This is a genomic window from Rhodobacterales bacterium HKCCA1288 (genome assembly GCA_015693905.1).
In the GTDB taxonomy this organism is placed as follows: Bacteria; Pseudomonadota; Alphaproteobacteria; order Rhodobacterales; family Rhodobacteraceae; genus M30B80.
Map to the genome: position 1 here is coordinate 87150 of CP065161.1, position 16442 is coordinate 103591.

A 16442-nucleotide genomic window follows, 5' to 3' on the forward strand; every position below is an offset into this window, starting at 1 on the left:
AGGCTGTGACGCTCTAGGGGGCGGTATGGTGCAAAACAATCTCATCCAGCAGGGGCGATATATCTTCGATCTGTTCGGCGATGATATGGGTGATGCCCGCCTGCCGTTGCAGCCGCCCCGTCACGCGCATCAGCCGCGCTGCGATGACCGCACGGCGAAATTGCTGATATATTTTCTGCCAGATGATCACATTGCAGGTGCCAAACTCATCTTCCAAGGTGATGAAAATCACACCTTTGGCCGTGCCTGGTCTTTGGCGCAGCACCACCAAGCCCGCCACCGCAACCCGCGCCCCCTCATGGGGCAGATGCAGCAAATGATGGGGCAGGCAATCGGGCGGTTTGGGCCAAACGCGTGGGGCGAGATCGGGTTCCATGGCAGATATCCTGTTTTAGAACAAAAATAGAACATTTGCCTAAAGATGCAAGCGCGACTGCATGACATAAATTTCGGGGCTAGAAAGCGGCAGCAAGGAACGCTACCTAGGCAAGATCCGAGGTTAACAGCAAGAAAGTGCGCGTTTATGGCTAAGATCACTTATATCGAACATAACGGAACCGAGCATGTCGTTGATGTGCCAAACGGGTTGACCGTGATGGAAGGCGCGCGCGACAATGGCATTCCTGGCATTGAGGCTGATTGCGGCGGCGCCTGCGCCTGTTCGACCTGCCATGTCTATGTGCATCCTGATTGGGTCGCAAAACTGCCAAGCATGGACGCGATGGAACAGGATATGCTGGAATTCGCCTATAAACCTGACGAGGGGCGTTCGCGCCTGACCTGCCAGTTGAAGGTGACAGATGCGCTTGATGGTCTGGTTGTGCAGATGCCAGAAAAACAAATTTGAGCCAACAGGCCTCAAAATGACACCAAAGCCCGCGCTGTGCAGTCGCGGGCTTTTCGCTGCTTGGGGTTGACTTCGCGCCCCGCTCCATGTGTATCGGCGGCACAGAGATGACAGGCCAAAAACAAGGCCAATATATAGGATATTTCGTGATGCACGCTTTCCGCAGCCATACCTGCGCAGACCTGACTAAGGAAAATGTCGGTCAAACGATCCGCCTCTCGGGCTGGGTTCATCGGGTGCGCGATCATGGTGGGGTTTTGTTCATTGACCTGCGCGACCATTATGGGATGACACAAGTGCTCTGTGATCCCGACAGCCCTGTGTTTGCCGAGGTTGAAAAACTGCGTGCGGAATGGTGTATCCGCATTGATGGCGAGGTGAAGGCCCGTGATGCCAGCCTTGTGAACCCAAAAATTCCTACAGGCGAAATCGAAGTTTTCATTCGGGATCTCGAGGTTCTGGGTGCGGCGAATGAATTGCCCCTGACGGTGTTTGGCTATCAGGAATATCCTGAGGAAACCCGCCTGCGCTATCGCTATCTCGATTTGCGCCGCGAGGTCATGCAAAAGAATATGACCTTGCGTTCTGATGTTGTGGCCTCAATTCGCAAGCGGATGTGGGACAAAGGCTTTCGCGAATTCCAGACCCCAATTATCACGGCCTCTAGCCCTGAGGGCGCGCGCGATTTCCTTGTGCCTTCGCGTCTGCATCCTGGCAAGTTTTACGCGCTGCCACAGGCACCACAGCAGTTTAAGCAGCTGTTGATGGTGTCGGGCTTTGATAAATATTTCCAAATCGCCCCTTGTTTCCGCGATGAAGACCCGCGCGCGGATCGCTCGCCGACTGATTTCTATCAGCTCGACATGGAAATGAGCTTTGTTACACAGCAAGATGTGTTTGATACGATCCAGCCCGTGCTCAAAGGCCTGTTCGAGGAATTTGGTGGCGGCAAGAAGGTCGATCAAGACTGGCCACTGATTTCCTATAAAGATGCCGCGCTGTGGTATGGCACCGATAAGCCGGACCTGCGCAACCCGATCAAAATGGAAGTTGTGAGCGAGCATTTCAAAGACTCGGGCTTTGCGATTTTTGCAAAAATCCTCGAGCAGGACGGCACCGAAGTGCGCGCCATTCCTGCCCCCACAGGCGGCAGCCGCAAATTCTGTGACCGCATGAATTCATGGGCGCAAGGTCAAGGCCTGCCTGGCATGGGCTATATGTTCTGGCGCGAAGGCGAGGATGGCACGATGGAGGCCGCAGGCCCCTTGGCCAAAAACATTGGCCCTGAACGCACCGAGGCCATCCGCACGCAATTGGGCCTTGGTGTCGGTGATGCGGTGTTCTTTATGGCAGGCAAGCCCGCGGATTTCGAGGCCGTTGCGGGGCGCGCGCGCACCGAAGTGGGCCGCGAATTGGGGCTGATTGATGAGAACCGCTTCGCCTTTGCATGGATCGTGGATTTCCCGATGTATGAAAAAGACGAGGAAACGGGCAAAATCGATTTCAGCCATAACCCGTTCTCGATGCCCCAAGGCGGGATTGACGCACTTGCGGGTGACCCGCTTGAGGTGTTGGGATATCAATATGACCTAGCCTGTAACGGCTATGAATTGGTGTCGGGTGCGATCCGAAACCACAAGCTTGAGATCATGTTCAAGGCGTTTGAACTTGCAGGCTATGGTGAGGACGAAGTCCGCCGCCGTTTTGGTGGTATGGTCAATGCGTTCCAATTCGGCGCGCCGCCTCATGGCGGCTGTGCGGCGGGGATTGACCGCATCGTGATGCTCTTGGCGGAAACGGCGAATATCCGCGAGGTGATCCTCTTCCCGATGAACCAACGCGCGGAAGATGTGATGATGAATGCACCCTCCGAGCCGATGGCAGATCAGCTGATGGAATTGGGTCTGCGGGTTTTGCCGCGCGACTGATCCCGTTTCACCCTTGCCAATTTTTGCGGCCTCTGCCCTGATGGGCGGGGGCCTTTTCGCGTTTTGATGGGGGTTACGATGCAGGATTTGTCAAAATATGTGCCGCCCGCGCGGCCCGAATTCCAACAGCGGCAAGGGCGCTATGCGCGACTTGAACGGCTCAGGGCGCATTTGCACGCGGATGAGCTGTTCCGGGCCTATGACGGGGCAGAAGAATTGTGGCAGTTTCTGCCCTATGGCCCTTTCATTTCTGCCGCCGCCTATCATCGCTTTTTGCGCGGCTTTGAGGCGGGCGAAGATCCTGTGTTTTACGCAATCCGCGACATGGCGCGGGGGCAGGTGATGGGCGTGGCCTCTTATTTGCGTATCGCGCCTGAGAAAGGATCAATTGAATTGGGGCATATATGCCTTGGCCCCGCCTTGCAAAAAAGCCCCGCCGCGACCGAAGCGTTTTTTATGATGATGTCATGGGCCTTTGATGCGGGGTATCGGCGTTTTGAGTGGAAATGCGATGCGCGCAATATCCCCTCGCGCCGCGCGGCACAGCGTTTGGGGCTGAGTTACGAAGGGGTGTTTCGCCAAGACAATATCGTCAAAGGCAAAAATCGTGACACCGCATGGTTTGCCGCCATTGATGCGGAATATCCCGCGCTGAAAGAGGCCTTTACCGCATGGCTTTTGCCGCAGAATTTCGATGCGACAGGGCGCCAGATCGAACGTCTTTCTGACCTGACGGGATTGGTGCGGGTGGCGCGCGACCCCGCGCTTGGCTCATAGTCGTGGGCTGATTTCCGCGATTTTTTGTGTCAGCGCATGGCGCAGCGCCGCGCGGGTGTCGCGCATCAGACCGCGCGCGGCTTCGGCCAATTCACGATCGCCCGCCTCCTGCGCGATGCCCATCAAGAAGGGGCGCAGATAGGGCAGGGGTGGGTCGGGCTGATCCAAGAGATCAATCGCATGGGTCAAATCCTCGCGATAGGCGATGGGGTCAGGGATCACGGTGTCGCCTGCCACAGCATGGGGGGTTTTGGGGGCCAAATCGGGGGGCAAATGGCGCAAGATTGTTTCTTGGAAATGCGCGAGGGTTTCGATGGGTTTGGCTAAAAACCCATCGGCACCTGCGGCCTTTGCCTCGGCGGCGCTGTCATGGGGATCAGCGGCGGAACAGGCCAAGATCACGGGCAAGCGGGGGCTTGCCATGGCCAAATCTTGGATCAAATCCAAGCCAGACCCATCTGGTAGACCGAGGTCGATAATGGCCACGCTGGGGCGATAGACCTGCAGGTGACGCCGCGCGGAGGACAGGCAATCGGCCCGCCTGATCCGCGCGCCCGAACGCAGGCTCAGCAATCGCAGCGATTCCGAGGCGTATCGGCTATCCTCAACGATTAAAATGGTCAGCCCCATCAGCGGATTTAGCGCCTGCATTTTCGCCTGACGGGTTGGCGGCAATTTGAACTCATCCATTTCAGGCACCTCGAATTTGTGATTCCCTTCCTCGATTACAGCCTGTCGCGGTTACCGAAGGGTAAACGGGGCGCGACCACACGCCTCTTGCCCACAGGATTTTGCGCAGGCATATCGTGGGGCGAGTGACCCAAGGAGATGAAAATGATCGGTAGATTGAACCATGTGGCCATTGCTGTGCCTGATCTCGAGGCCGCATCAGCGCAATATCGTGATACGCTTGGCGCAAAAGTTGGCGCGCCGCAGGATGAACCCGATCACGGGGTGACGGTGGTCTTCATCGAATTGCCCAATACCAAGATCGAGTTGCTCTACCCTTTGGGTGAAAATTCCCCCATCGCGGGCTTTCTTGAGAAAAACCCCTCAGGCGGCATTCACCATATTTGCTACGAGGTCGAAGATATTTTGGCGGCGCGCGATAAGCTTCAGGCCAGTGGCGCGCGCGTTTTGGGCACGGGGGAGCCGAAAATTGGGGCACATGGCAAGCCCGTGTTATTCCTCCACCCCAAAGATTTCACAGGCACATTGGTTGAATTGGAGCAGGTCTAATGGGTATTGTCACAGGCCTCGTGGTTTATGCGATTGTATGGTTCATGTCGCTGTTTCTGACCTTGCCGTTTTTCGTGCGCACCCAAGGGGATGAGGGCGAGGCCGCGCGCGGCACATCGCAATCTGCCCCCGCCTCAAGCTTTAACCTGCGCCGCAACCTGTTGATCAATACAGCCATTGCCACGCTGATCTGGGCCGTGATCGCGGGTATCATTTTATCGGGTCGTGTCTCTATCGAAGATATTAACCTCTTTGCCCTCTTTGGCATGGGCGACAGCGCTTATTGACGCGCCCCCGTCAGGCCCACCCGATGGGCCATATGGGTAAAGGTCGCAGCCCCCAATATGGGCACGATGAGGTTCAAGATTGGCACGCTTAAGGGGAGTGCCATCATGACCCCGCCTGCAAAAAATGTCAGGCGATTTTTGCGCCGAAATTCAATCGCCGATACGCGATCGAGGCGGCGCTGTGCCACCATCTGCGAATATTCACGCCCCAAGAGAAACCCGTTCAACCCCCAGAATACAAAGGGGGCGAAGGGCGTGAAATAAAGAACCAAGGCCAATGTGTTGGCCAATAGGATCACGCCCAAGAATCGTAGGCTGTCACCGATGGCTTCGGCCAATTTCACATGGCGGGCGGGCGGCAGCTGGGGGTAATGTTCTGCTTCAACCGCATCTGCGATTTCGTCTAAGAAAAACCCCGTAAAGGCCGAGGCCACAGGCACCATCATCACCGATGACAGCAAGATCAAAAATGGCACGGCCGCCCATGAGAGTGCCGCCCCAAAGAAACTGATTGTGCCAATCCAAGGCAGGGTGATTGCATCAGGCAAGAGCCATCCCAAAAAGATCAGAACCGCCGCTGAGATCGCAACCAGCAATGCAATGGTCAACGCCACGCCAATCAACAAAACGCGCAAAAAGCGCCTGTCGCGGAATTGCAAAACGGATTTTAGGAAATCAGCAAGTAATGCGGCCATGTTGAGATGGCTCCTTTTGGGGCAGGTCTGTTCTTAGGTGGGGCAGGCCCCATCATGGCGCAAGGGCAAGGTCACGCCCTAATCGCGATATGTGACGATATCGCCCATCTCGGGGCGGGGGCGTTCTGGGGCCTTGGCGCTTGGCGTTCCAAGATGAATGAACCCTGCCACGAATTGCGGCGCAGTAATGCCATAGGCACGGGATAAAAATTCGGGATCAAAGGCCATCCAACCGCTCAGCCAATTTGCGCCAAACCCGTGGGCCATCGCGGCATGCATCATTTCAAGACAAACCGCACCTGCCGACAGTTGCTGTTCCAAGAGGGGGATTGCATCATGCGCAACGGGGTGAGACAGAACCGCGACCACAAGAGGGGATTGGTCAAATGCCGCGGCGGATTTTTCGACCTTTTCGGGCACGCGGCCTGCGCCATGGCCCAATTCGCGGGTGAGCGCGGCCAAGCCCGCACGGCTTTCTGGCCCGTGCACAACGATGCGCCACGGGGCCAATTTTCCGTGATCTGGCACCCGCATCGCGGATGTGAGGATATCTTCCAACACCGCCCCTTCAGGCGCGGGGGCATTGAGAAGCTGCGCAGGGGTAGATCTGCGCAGGCGCAAAAATTCAGCCAATTCTGGCCAATGCGGGGGCTGATAGGGGGCGTCCGTCATGATTTTTTTGCCGCAGCTTTTTTCGGGGCTGCCTTCTTTTTGGCAGCGGCTTTAGGCGCGGCTTTCTTGGCGGCGGTCTTGCGCGGGGTTTTCCCGCCTTTGGCGGCCTTGGCCGCGATCAGCGCCAAGGCCTCCTCCATCGTGACGGCTTCGGGTTCGGTACCCTTGGGCAGGGTCGCATTGATTTTGGCCCATTTCACATATGGCCCATAGCGGCCATTCATCACCTGAACCGCGCCGCCATCAGGATGCTCGCCCAACTCTTTGAGAGGGGCGGCCGTGGCCCCACGGCCTGCACCGCGCGAGGCGGCCTTGGCGGCCAAAACCTCAACCGCGCGGTTCATGCCGATCTCGAACACCTCATCCACCTCGGGCAGGTTGGCGTAAAGGCTGCCATGTTTGACATAAGGCCCGTAACGGCCAATGCCTGCCTCGACCAAAACGCCATCCTCAGGATGCGCACCAATCGCGCGAGGCAATGACAAGAGGCGCAGCCCTTTCTCCAAATCCATGGCCGCAGGGGGCCATGTTTTGGGCAGTGAGGCGCGCGGAGGTTTGGGGCTGTCTTCGGTCGCTTCGCCCAATTGAACATAAGGGCCAAACCGCCCTGCTTTCAGCCAAACGGCCTGTCCGCTTTCGGGTTCGACCCCCAGCATTTTATCACCCTCGCTTTCCTCGCCATTGGGGGCGAGGGGGCGGGTATAGCGACATTCAGGGTAATTGGAGCAGCCGATAAACGCCCCGCCAGAGCGCGCTGTGCGCAAGGATAGACGCCCTTCACCACATGCCTGACATTGGCGTGGATCACCACCATCGGGGCGCTGTGGGAAGAGGTGCGGTTCCAACACCTCGTTGATTTTTTCCAAAACATCGGTGATCCGCAACTCGGCGGTTTCATCGACCGCCGCCTTGAAATCGCGCCAGAAACGGGTCAGCAAATCGCGCCAATCGCGCTCGCCTGCACTGACCTCATCCAGTTGGTTTTCCAAATCCGCGGTGAAATCATAGCCCACATATTTTTGGAAATAATTGCTGAGGAATATGGTGACTAAGCGCCCCTTATCCTCGGGGATCAGGCGCCCCTTATCTTTGAGCACATAGCCGCGATCTTGGATCGTGGTGACGATAGAGGCATAGGTGGACGGGCGGCCAATGCCCAATTCTTCCATGCGCTTGACCAAGGTGGCCTCGGTGTAGCGGGGTGGCGGTTGGGTAAAGTGACGCTGTCCAAACACCGCGCCTGAAGTGTCGATGATGCCCCCTTCCGAAAGGCGCAAGCCGCCGCTTTCACTGGCTGTGGCCCCATCCAAGGCCTTGGTGAAATCACCCATCAAACTGCTTTGATCAAAGTCAAGCTTGTCGCCAACCGCCATATTGGGCAGGCGATTTGCGTCTTCCTCATCGCTGTCATCACGCCCTTCGACATAAACCTTGAGGAAACCCTCAAACTGGATGACCTGACCGCTTGCGCGCAGCACGACATTCTCATCGCTTGAGGAAATATCAACCGTGGTGCGCTCGAGGCGGGCGGCCTCCATCTGGCTTGCGATGGTGCGTTTCCAGATCAGTTCATAGAGTTTTTTCTGATCCGCATCCGTGATGCGCAGCTTTTCTGGCCCCATGGACATATCGGTGGGGCGGATACATTCATGCGCCTCTTGGGCGTTTTTGGCCTTGTTCTTATACATCCGTGGGGATTTTGGCAGGAAGTCTTCGCCAAATCGTGCGCGGATTGTGTCGCGGGCGGACATCACCGCCTCGGGGGCCATGTCGATCCCGTCTGTTCGCATATAGGTGATATGCCCCGCCTCATAGAGGCGCTGTGCCGCGCTCATGGTTTGGCGCGCGCCCATCCCAAATTTGCGGCTGGCCTCTTGTTGCAGGGTCGAGGTCATAAAGGGCGGGCTTGGATTGCGGGTGGCAGGTTTCGCCTCGACACTGGTCACAGTGAGCGCGCGGCTTGCTACCGCGCTGACCGCCATCTGGGTCGAGGATTGCGTGGCCAAGTCGAATTTATCCAACTTCTTGCCCCCAAAATGGGTCAAGCGCGCCTCAAACCCCTGTCCGCGCGGCGTCACAAGGCCCGCGCGCACTGACCAATATTCTTGGGCGCGGAACGCCTCGATTTCCATTTCGCGCTCAACGATCAGACGCAGGCAGACGGATTGCACACGGCCTGCTGATTTTGATCCGGGCAATTTGCGCCACAAAACGGGGCTAAGGGTGAACCCCACCAAATAATCCAACGCTCGCCGTGCCAAATAGGCATCGACCAATTCCATATCGACCTCGCGCGGGGCCTCCATCGCTTGGGTCACAGCGGTTTTCGTGATTGCGTTGAACACAACACGGCGCACGGGCGTGTCTTTCTTAAGTGCCTTTTTCTGCGTCAACGCCTCAAGCAAGTGCCAAGAAATCGCTTCACCCTCGCGGTCAGGGTCGGTGGCAAGGATCAAATCGGGGTCAGATTTCAGCGCATCGACAATCGCCTTGATGTGCTTTTTGCTATCTGTGGCGACCTCCCATTTCATCTCAAACCCTGCGTCAGGATCGACTGAGCCATCCTTGGGGGGCAGGTCGCGCACATGGCCGTAGGAGGCCAAAACTGTATAATTCGCGCCCAGATATTTATTGATCGTCTTGGCCTTGGCGGGCGATTCGACAACGACAACGGGCATGAGTGGCAACCTAACTTTTTATGGAAATGTAATCGGTCTTAGGTCGCGCAACATTTGGTCTTGTGCAGGGTTTGTCAATGCACCCCTGTCACAATCACCCTATTTTTGTGGCATCTAGGCTGCGGTTTGGTGTCTCTGTGCGGCAGGTTCTGCGGCGCTATGATCACTGCGCGCCACCATGCCGCCTGCGCTGCGGGTGATCTCACCTGCAAGCTCCAACTCGGTCAAATGGCGGGCGAGATCGGCGCTGGGCATTGCGCTCACACGCGCCAGATGATCCTCGCTGACCGCGCCTGCGCCGATGAACGACAGGATCATTGCGTGGGGGCTGTCGTGATGGGTGATGTCGCGCGCTGCTGCAGGGTCGGGCGGCTCTGCGCTGGCAGGGGCGGGGGCAAAAGCCCCGTCCAGATCAAGCGCCACGAGGACATCGCGGGCCTCGCGGATGAGATGCGCCCCTTCGCGCAGCAAAAGATTACACCCCGATGCGCGGGTGTCGAGCGGATGCCCAGGCACGGCCATCACCTCGCGCCCCTGTTCAGCGGCCATACGCGCGGTGATCATCGACCCTGATCTTAATGCGGCCTCAATCACCACAATGCCCCGCGATAGCCCTGAAATGATGCGATTACGCCTTGGGAAATGGCGCGCTTGGGGCGCGCGGCCCATCGGCATCTCAGACAGGCGCAAACCGATTTGCGCCGCAAGTTTGGCGTTTTCGGGCGGATAGATCACATCCACCCCGCCTGCCATGACCGCGACCGTGCCTGTGCTGAGGCTTGCGTGATGCACGGCTGTATCAATGCCGCGGGCAAGGCCTGAGGCGGTCACAATCCCCGCTTGGCCCAAGTCGCGTGCCACCGCGCGCGCCATCCGCAACCCAAGCGCTGACGCATTGCGCGTGCCCACCATGCCGACCATTGGGCGGGTGAGCAGGTCAAGATCGCCAATGGCCCACAGAAAAGGCGGGGCATCGGACAGTGCGGCGAGGGTTGCAGGATAGGCCGCCTCACCCAGAAACAGGGCGCGGGCCGCACAGCTTTGCGCTGCGCGAATTTCGGCCTGTGCCGCAGATTTGGAATAGACCGCATAGCCTGACACACCCGCCTTGGCCGCAATCTGTGGCAGGGCCGCCAAGGCATCGGCCCCCGATCCATATTCGGCAATCAATCGGCGATAGGTCACTGGCCCAACTTTTGGCGAGCGGATCAACCGCAGCCGCGCCAAGCGTTCGGCCGTGTCATCGGACGGTGCAGGGAGAGGGGCAGAAGGGGCGGCATGATCTGTCATGCCGCAACCCTAGACGCAGCTTGGTTGAGAAGGCGTTAATGCAGGATCAGGCCGAACCGCCGACTGTCAGACCGCCAATCATCAATGTGGGTTGACCGACCCCCACAGGCACCCATTGCCCCGCTTTGCCGCAATTCCCCATGCCCGGATCTAGGGCCATATCATTGCCAATCGCGCGGATTTGCTTCAGCGCAGTGGCCCCATCCCCGATGAGCGTGGCCCCTTTGACAGGCGCCCCGATCTGGCCGTTTTGCACGCGATAGGCCTCGGTGCAGGAAAAAACGAATTTGCCATTGGTGATGTCAACCTGCCCGCCGCCAAAGCCAACCGCATAAATCCCGTCTTTCAAATCCGCCAAAATATCGGCAGGCGCGCTGTCGCCGCCAAGCATATAGGTGTTGGTCATCCGCGTCATCGGGGGGTGGGCATAAGATTCGCGCCGCCCATTCCCTGTCGCAGCTACACCCATCAGGCGGGCGGATTGGCGGTCTTGCATGTAGCCAACCAAAATCCCGTCCTCAATGAGCGGGGTGGCTTGGCTTTGCGTACCCTCATCATCAATCGAAATGGATCCACGCCGATCAGGCAGCGTGCCATCGTCCAAAACAGTCACGCCTTTGGCCGCCACTTGCTGCCCCATCAGGCCTGCGAAGGCGGATTGGCCTTTGCGGTTGAAGTCCCCCTCTAGCCCATGACCCACAGCCTCGTGCAGTAGGATACCTGGCCAGCCTGGCCCCAGCACCACATCAATCACGCCCGCAGGGGCAGGGACGCTGTCGAGGTTCACGCAGGCCACGCGCAGGGCCTCACGTGCAACCGATTGCCAATGCGCAGGGGCCATGACGCGGTCAATCGCAAACCGCCCCCCACCGCCTGCCGAGCCACTTTCACGGCGGCCCTTTGCCTCGACAATGACCGAGATATTCAGGCGCACCAAAGGCCGTGCATCGCGCAACACCTGTCCCTCAGGGCGCAGGATTTCGACCTCTTGATGCGAGGCGGCAAGCGATACAGACACTTGCACAACGCGCGGATCAAGGGCGCGGGTATAGGCGTCAATCTCGCCCAATAGATCAATGCGGGCCTCAAAGCTGCTGCCATCCATCGGGTCATTGGGCATATAGAGGTGGCGGTTGGTGCCTTGTGGGGGGGCGGCCATGATCCCGCCGCTTTGGCGAATGGCCATGCGGGCAGTGTCACTGGCGCGGGACAGGGCCGCTTCGCTTAACTCGGTCGCATGGGCATAGGCCGAAACCTCCCCCAAGACCGCGCGTAGCCCGAATCCCTCGCTTGCGTCATAAGACGCGGTCTTGATCCGCCCGTCATCGAAAACCAAGGCCTCAGATCGTTTTCTTTCGAGAAATAACTCTCCGTCTTCGGCCCCTGTCAGGGTTGCGCGCAACAGTCGCAGGGCGGCCTCTTGGTCGAGGGATGTCTCGAAGGGACGGAAGCTACTGGCACGATCAGACACGCAAATTCCTTTCAAAATTGGGCACTTGGCCCGCGTTCCGCCGCCGCGGCGGCAGCATAATCACCCCATTTGAGCCGTGAAAATGATCCAAATCAACTTTCCCAAGGGTGAGACATTTTTATCCAATGTCTTGTAATGTAACCCTCTATATGGTTCTTGCAGCTTTGAACGCAACGGGATGTCACAGACCTTAAACGGGCATCACGAAAAAACAGGACGACATGACAATGGCACTTCGTACCAAGCTCTCAAGCTTTTGGGCCGCAGCAGCGGCAACATTTGCCCTGACGGGTGGTGCATCTGCGCAGGCGTTGCGCGATGGTTTGGAGATTATCGGCGCACCCCATCTAGGTGGTGTGAATATGCAAACAGGCGTGACCGAATTGGCGCATGACGTTCGCATGTTGGATGGTCTGCTTTTGGTGATTATCACCGCGATTGTTATCTTCGTGACCGCATTGATGGTCTATTCCATCCTGCGCCACAATCGCCGTGCGAACCCAAAACCTGCAACCTTCACCCATAACCGCAAGATCGAGATCATCTGGACAGTCGTGCCAATGATCATCTTGTTTGTGATCGGCGGCTTCTCACTGCCTGTGTTGTTCAAGCAGCAGACCATTCCTGATGGCGAAGTGGTGATCAAGGCAACGGGCTATCAGTGGTATTGGGGCTACGAATACCCGCAGCATGACATTGTTTTTGACAGCTTCATGTTGGCCGAAGATGAATTGGCCGATTATGGTTACACAAGCGATGAATATTTGCTCGCCACCAACACAGCGATGGTTGTGCCAACAGGCCGCGATGTTGTGGTTCAGGTCACGGGCGCGGATGTGATCCATTCTTGGACAATTCCCGCCTTCGGTGTGAAGCAGGACGGGATCCCTGGCCGCCTTGCGCAGCTGTGGTTCAATGTTGAGCCTGGCCGTGAAGGCATCTATTTCGGGCAGTGTTCTGAGCTGTGCGGCGTGAACCATGCCTTTATGCCAATCACCGTCTTCGCAGTGACCCCTGAGGAATATGACGCATGGACACGCGGCGAGATCAGCGATTTCGCCTCCGTAGATGCGCGTGCGCCACAGGTTGTGGAACTGGCCGCGGCGCAATAAGCGCAGCAAAGCTTCTGCCAAGCCACCCGCGCAATCAGGTGGCTTGGCGATCTCGCAAATAACCCCCCAAAGGACGCGCCCGCAGATGAGCGATGCATTCATTGATATCACCACCAAACCGGCGAAACCCGCTGAACTGGAACCCAAAGAAGCAAGCTTTGGGGATTATGTGCTGCTGCTTAAGCCGCGTGTGATGTCTTTGGTGGTGTTCACCGCTTTTGTTGGCATTGTCGCGGCCCCCGAGGCGCAGTCTTTGTTCATCTCTTTCTGCGCCATTTTGTTCATCGCCATTGGTGCGGGGGCGTCTGGCGCGCTGAATATGTGGTATGATGCCGATATTGACCGCGTTATGAAGCGCACCGCCTCGCGCCCTGTGCCGTCTGGGCGTGTCACCGCGCAAGAGGCGTTTCAGATCGGTCTTGCGCTCTCGGTCATGTCGGTTGTGTTCCTTGGCCTTGCGACCAATTGGGTTGCAGCGGGGCTCTTGGCCTTTACCATCTTTTTCTACGTTGTGATTTACACGATGTGGCTGAAACGCGCGACCCCGCAGAATATTGTCATTGGTGGCGCGGCAGGGGCCTTTCCCCCAATGGTGGGCTGGGCCGCTGTTACGGGAGATGTTTCGCTGGCCTCTTTGCTGATGTTTGGCTTGATCTTCATGTGGACGCCGCCGCATTTCTGGGCCTTGGCCTTGTTTATGAAATCGGATTACCACAAGGCCGATGTGCCGATGCTGACGGTGACCCATGGGCGCGCGGCGACCCGCCGCCATATCTGGATTTACACTGTGCTCTTGGCGCCTGTGGCGCTTGGCATTGGTGTGACGCAAATCGGCGGCCCGCTCTACATGGCGGCAGCGGTGGTTCTGAACCTGATCTTCTTGAAGGGCGCATGGGATATCCGTGCCCGCAGCGAAGATGTGGCAGAGGCCGATGGCTATGCGACTGAAAAGAAATTCTTCCGCTTTTCCCTCTATTACCTTTTCCTGCATTTCTGCGCGATCTTGGGCGATATTGCCCTGCGCGCCGCAGGTCTGTCATTGGGGGGGTGGTAAGCCATGGCGATCCGTGAACAAAGCGATATGCACAAGCGCCGCCTGAGCCGCAATATCGGCGTGGGGCTGAGCCTTGTTGCCTTTTGCGTGATCGTCTTTGGGATGACGGTGGCAAAAATCCGTGAAGGCTCGAAGATGGAGGCCTTTGATCATCAACCGCGCGTGTCGATGACCCCTGCGCAAGAGGGGCAATCAGGAGGCACGCAGCAATGACACAAAACCGTAAAACTGTTTACAGCCTGCTGGGTGTCATCGTCTTTATGGGGGCGATGGCATGGGCGGCAGTGCCTCTTTACGATCTCTTCTGCCGTGTCACAGGCTATGGCGGCACCACGCAAGTTGCGGATACTGAAAGCGCGGTGGTGTCTGATCGCATCGTCACTGTGCGCTTTGATGCAAGCACCGCGCGCGACATGCCGTGGGAATTCCGCCCCATGCAGCGCGAAATTGATGTCCGCCTAGGCGAAACAGCCTTGGTGTTTTACGAGGCCTATAACCCGACCGATGAAGTGGTGGCAGGCACTGCGAGCTACAACGTGCTGCCCTACACGGCGGGCGCTTATTTTGCGAAAATCGCCTGTTTCTGTTTCACCGAGCAGGTGCTGCAACCAGGTGAGCGGGTCGAAATGCCTGTGACCTTTTTCGTAGACCCCGAAATCCTTGAGGATGACGAGGCCTATGACACACAAGAAATTACCCTGTCCTATACATTTCATGTTATGGATATAACCGAAGACCTTGCCGCGCTGAGCGGCACAACTGAATGACCGAAAGCGAAGGACCAAAACAGATGGCCCATGCAAAGAACCATGATTATCATATCATTTCGCCCTCGCTCTGGCCGCTGATTGCTGCCGTTGGGGCTTTTGTAATGCTTACGGGCAGCGTGCTGTGGATGCACGGCTCTGGCCCGTGGATGTTCCTGATGGGCCTTGTGGCCGTCCTTTACGTGATGTTCGGCTGGTGGTCGGATGTGGTCGCGGAAAGCAACCAAGGCGATCACACCCCCGTTGTGCGGATCGGCCTGCGCTATGGCTTTATCATGTTCATCATGTCCGAAGCCATGTTCTTTGTCGCATGGTTCTGGGCGTTCTTTAAGCACGCGATTTACCCGATGAATGAATATGTCGGGTCGCAATATGTGCAGCCAAGTTTCTATCAGATGGATGTCTGGCACTTGCCTTTGATCAACACGCTGGTGTTGCTTCTGTCGGGCGCGGCGGTGACTTGGGCGCACCACGCGTTGGTGCACAATGAAAGCCGCAAGGATGTCGAATGGGGCCTTTTGATCGGTGTTGTGCTGGGCCTGTTCTTCACGGCGCTTCAGGCCTATGAATACTGGGAATTGCTGGTTCACAAAGACTGGACATTCGGCGGGGATAAGTTCTTCTCGACCTTCTTCCTTGCAACGGGTTTCCACGGGATGCACGTGATTATCGGCACAATCTTCCTGTTCATCTGCTATCTGCGCGTGCGCAGCGGCCATTTCACCGCAGAGAAACATATCGGCTTTGAAGCGGCTGCATGGTACTGGCACTTTGTTGATGTGGTCTGGTTGTTCTTGTTTGCCGCAGTCTATATTTGGGGCATTGGCGGCTGAGCTGATCCCGCGTGATCACCTGATTTTGGAACGGCCCGCCACCACAAAGGCGGGCCGTTTCTCGTTCGATCTGCCATCTATGAGAGGTGCTATGACACATTCGCGCGTTGCGATTTTCTCGGTTCTGTCATTCGGGGTTGCGGGGGCCGCTATCCTGATTGCGCTTGGCGTGTGGCAGACCCAACGTTTGTCTTGGAAACAGGGCGTGTTGGCCGATATCGAGGCGCGGATTGTTGCCGAAGCAGTGACCTTGCCTGACGCGCCAGATGCGATCCGTGATCGGTATATGCCTGTGATGCTTGAGGGGCAGTTTATCCGCGGGGCAGAGGACACGCTGCGCGTCTTGGTCAGCCGCAAGGGCGTGGGGGCGGGTTATCGCCTGATCTCAGGGTTTGAGGATGATCTGACGGGGCGCCGTGTCCTGGTGGATCGTGGGTTTTTGCCCGTAGCCGCCGAGATGCGTTCTGCGCCAGAAGGCCGCTTTGCCCTTACGGGCAACCTGCATTGGCCAGATGACCGCAACAGCTCGACCCCCGATAATGACCGCGCCGCAAATATCTGGTTCGCGCGCGATTTGGCGGATATGGCCGCGGTGCTTGGCACAGACCCCTATCTTGTGGTGCTGCGTGACGGCACCCCGCCAGAGGCAGACCTGACACCGATGCCCGTGGACACATCCGCCATCCCCAATGACCATTTGCAATATGCGGTGACATGGTTTTCGCTTGCAGCGGTATGGTTGGGGATGACAGCCTATCTTCTGTGGCGTATCAGGCACAGAACGCTTTGAAG

18 protein-coding genes are annotated in these 16442 nt (G+C 57.5%); 11 read left to right on the forward strand and 7 right to left on the reverse strand.

All coding sequences use genetic code 11. The annotated features are described in order from the left end of the window. Nucleotides 1-13: 13 nt before the first annotated feature. Nucleotides 14-376 carry a hypothetical protein gene (locus tag I3V23_00410; protein ID QPI85521.1) on the reverse strand — a complete coding sequence of 121 codons (363 nt, stop codon included), beginning with the start codon at nt 374-376 and terminating at the stop codon, nt 14-16. Nucleotides 377-523: 147 nt separating this feature from the next. Between I3V23_00410 and I3V23_00415 the strand changes: the two genes are divergently transcribed. The 3 genes from I3V23_00415 (at nt 524) to I3V23_00425 (ending at nt 3552) form a co-directional block, all read left to right on the forward strand. Continuing rightward, on the forward strand, nt 524-847 hold the full coding sequence (locus I3V23_00415; protein QPI85522.1) for a 2Fe-2S iron-sulfur cluster binding domain-containing protein: 324 nt from the start codon (nt 524-526) through the stop codon (nt 845-847). Between the two features lie 149 nt (nt 848-996). Further along, entirely contained in the window at nt 997-2775 is a 1779-nt protein-coding gene (gene aspS / locus I3V23_00420) for an aspartate--tRNA ligase (protein QPI85523.1), read from the forward strand. A 66-nt stretch (nt 2776-2841) separates the two neighbouring features. After that, nucleotides 2842-3552 carry a GNAT family N-acetyltransferase gene (locus I3V23_00425; GenBank protein ID QPI86608.1) on the forward strand — a complete coding sequence of 237 codons (711 nt, stop codon included), beginning with the start codon at nt 2842-2844 and terminating at the stop codon, nt 3550-3552. Here the strand turns inward: I3V23_00425 and I3V23_00430 are convergent. Further along, nucleotides 3547-4242 carry a response regulator gene (locus I3V23_00430; GenBank protein ID QPI85524.1) on the reverse strand — a complete coding sequence of 232 codons (696 nt, stop codon included), beginning with the start codon at nt 4240-4242 and terminating at the stop codon, nt 3547-3549. The two genes, I3V23_00425 and I3V23_00430, sit on opposite strands and share 6 nt — an antisense overlap. A gap of 144 nt (nt 4243-4386) precedes the next feature. Here I3V23_00430 and mce point away from each other — a divergent pair, with 144 nt between their 5' ends. Together mce and I3V23_00440 are read left to right on the forward strand one after the other, a co-directional pair. Further along, the gene (gene mce / locus I3V23_00435; protein ID QPI85525.1) at nt 4387-4791 is read left to right on the forward strand and encodes a methylmalonyl-CoA epimerase; all 405 of its coding nucleotides are present in this window, start codon (nt 4387-4389) and stop codon (nt 4789-4791) included. Continuing rightward, nucleotides 4791-5078 (forward strand): DUF1467 family protein, encoded by a 288-nt coding sequence (locus I3V23_00440; GenBank protein ID QPI85526.1) that lies wholly within the window; start codon nt 4791-4793, stop codon nt 5076-5078. Before mce ends, I3V23_00440 begins: the two co-directional genes overlap by 1 nt. Here I3V23_00440 and I3V23_00445 read toward each other — a convergent pair. From I3V23_00445 to tldD, 5 genes are all read right to left on the reverse strand, one after another. After that, nucleotides 5072-5773 (reverse strand): EI24 domain-containing protein, encoded by a 702-nt coding sequence (locus I3V23_00445; GenBank protein QPI85527.1) that lies wholly within the window; start codon nt 5771-5773, stop codon nt 5072-5074. The two genes, I3V23_00440 and I3V23_00445, sit on opposite strands and share 7 nt — an antisense overlap. Before the next feature lie 78 nt (nt 5774-5851). Continuing rightward, the gene (locus I3V23_00450; protein ID QPI85528.1) at nt 5852-6445 is read right to left on the reverse strand and encodes a nitroreductase; all 594 of its coding nucleotides are present in this window, start codon (nt 6443-6445) and stop codon (nt 5852-5854) included. Beyond that, on the reverse strand, nt 6442-9123 hold the full coding sequence (gene topA, locus I3V23_00455; GenBank protein QPI85529.1) for a type I DNA topoisomerase: 2682 nt from the start codon (nt 9121-9123) through the stop codon (nt 6442-6444). Before topA ends, I3V23_00450 begins: the two co-directional genes overlap by 4 nt. A 114-nt stretch (nt 9124-9237) precedes the next feature. Then, entirely contained in the window at nt 9238-10413 is a 1176-nt protein-coding gene (dprA, locus tag I3V23_00460; GenBank protein ID QPI85530.1) for a DNA-protecting protein DprA, read from the reverse strand. A 46-nt stretch (nt 10414-10459) separates the two neighbouring features. Continuing rightward, a complete protein-coding gene (gene tldD / locus I3V23_00465; GenBank protein ID QPI85531.1) occupies nt 10460-11884 on the reverse strand; it encodes a metalloprotease TldD in 1425 nt (474 codons plus the stop codon). A gap of 227 nt (nt 11885-12111) precedes the next feature. Here tldD and coxB point away from each other — a divergent pair, with 227 nt between their 5' ends. The 6 genes from coxB to I3V23_00495 all read left to right on the forward strand — a co-directional run bounded on the left by coxB (nt 12112) and on the right by I3V23_00495 (nt 16440). Further along, a complete protein-coding gene (gene coxB / locus I3V23_00470; protein ID QPI85532.1) occupies nt 12112-12996 on the forward strand; it encodes a cytochrome c oxidase subunit II in 885 nt (294 codons plus the stop codon). An 85-nt stretch (nt 12997-13081) separates the two neighbouring features. Beyond that, entirely contained in the window at nt 13082-14050 is a 969-nt protein-coding gene (locus tag I3V23_00475) for a protoheme IX farnesyltransferase (protein QPI85533.1), read from the forward strand. 3 nt (nt 14051-14053) lie between these two features. Continuing rightward, the gene (locus I3V23_00480) at nt 14054-14263 is read left to right on the forward strand and encodes a hypothetical protein (GenBank protein QPI85534.1); all 210 of its coding nucleotides are present in this window, start codon (nt 14054-14056) and stop codon (nt 14261-14263) included. Next, a complete protein-coding gene (locus I3V23_00485) occupies nt 14260-14817 on the forward strand; it encodes a cytochrome c oxidase assembly protein (protein ID QPI85535.1) in 558 nt (185 codons plus the stop codon). Before I3V23_00480 ends, I3V23_00485 begins: the two co-directional genes overlap by 4 nt. Nucleotides 14818-14840: 23 nt before the next feature. Next, nucleotides 14841-15650 carry a cytochrome c oxidase subunit 3 gene (locus tag I3V23_00490; protein QPI85536.1) on the forward strand — a complete coding sequence of 270 codons (810 nt, stop codon included), beginning with the start codon at nt 14841-14843 and terminating at the stop codon, nt 15648-15650. A gap of 91 nt (nt 15651-15741) precedes the next feature. Then, nucleotides 15742-16440, forward strand: coding sequence for an SURF1 family protein (locus tag I3V23_00495; GenBank protein ID QPI85537.1), 699 nt, complete (start codon nt 15742-15744; stop codon nt 16438-16440). The last annotated feature ends 2 nt before the right edge of the window (nt 16441-16442 follow it).

Coding starts and splice junctions, on each gene's coding strand:
- mce (QPI85525.1), top strand. CDS start 4,387: ATGATCGGTAGATTGAACCATGTGGCCATTGCTGTGCCTGATCTCGAG.
- I3V23_00495 (QPI85537.1), top strand. CDS start 15,742: ATGACACATTCGCGCGTTGCGATTTTCTCGGTTCTGTCATTCGGGGTT.
- aspS (QPI85523.1), top strand. CDS start 997: ATGCACGCTTTCCGCAGCCATACCTGCGCAGACCTGACTAAGGAAAAT.
- coxB (QPI85532.1), top strand. CDS start 12,112: ATGGCACTTCGTACCAAGCTCTCAAGCTTTTGGGCCGCAGCAGCGGCA.
- I3V23_00445 (QPI85527.1), bottom strand. CDS start 5,773: ATGGCCGCATTACTTGCTGATTTCCTAAAATCCGTTTTGCAATTCCGC.
- topA (QPI85529.1), bottom strand. CDS start 9,123: ATGCCCGTTGTCGTTGTCGAATCGCCCGCCAAGGCCAAGACGATCAAT.
- I3V23_00490 (QPI85536.1), top strand. CDS start 14,841: ATGGCCCATGCAAAGAACCATGATTATCATATCATTTCGCCCTCGCTC.
- I3V23_00440 (QPI85526.1), top strand. CDS start 4,791: ATGGGTATTGTCACAGGCCTCGTGGTTTATGCGATTGTATGGTTCATG.
- dprA (QPI85530.1), bottom strand. CDS start 10,413: ATGACAGATCATGCCGCCCCTTCTGCCCCTCTCCCTGCACCGTCCGAT.
- I3V23_00430 (QPI85524.1), bottom strand. CDS start 4,242: ATGGATGAGTTCAAATTGCCGCCAACCCGTCAGGCGAAAATGCAGGCG.
- I3V23_00480 (QPI85534.1), top strand. CDS start 14,054: ATGGCGATCCGTGAACAAAGCGATATGCACAAGCGCCGCCTGAGCCGC.
- I3V23_00415 (QPI85522.1), top strand. CDS start 524: ATGGCTAAGATCACTTATATCGAACATAACGGAACCGAGCATGTCGTT.
- I3V23_00425 (QPI86608.1), top strand. CDS start 2,842: ATGGGGGTTACGATGCAGGATTTGTCAAAATATGTGCCGCCCGCGCGG.
- I3V23_00450 (QPI85528.1), bottom strand. CDS start 6,445: ATGACGGACGCCCCCTATCAGCCCCCGCATTGGCCAGAATTGGCTGAA.
- I3V23_00475 (QPI85533.1), top strand. CDS start 13,082: ATGAGCGATGCATTCATTGATATCACCACCAAACCGGCGAAACCCGCT.
- I3V23_00410 (QPI85521.1), bottom strand. CDS start 376: ATGGAACCCGATCTCGCCCCACGCGTTTGGCCCAAACCGCCCGATTGC.
- I3V23_00485 (QPI85535.1), top strand. CDS start 14,260: ATGACACAAAACCGTAAAACTGTTTACAGCCTGCTGGGTGTCATCGTC.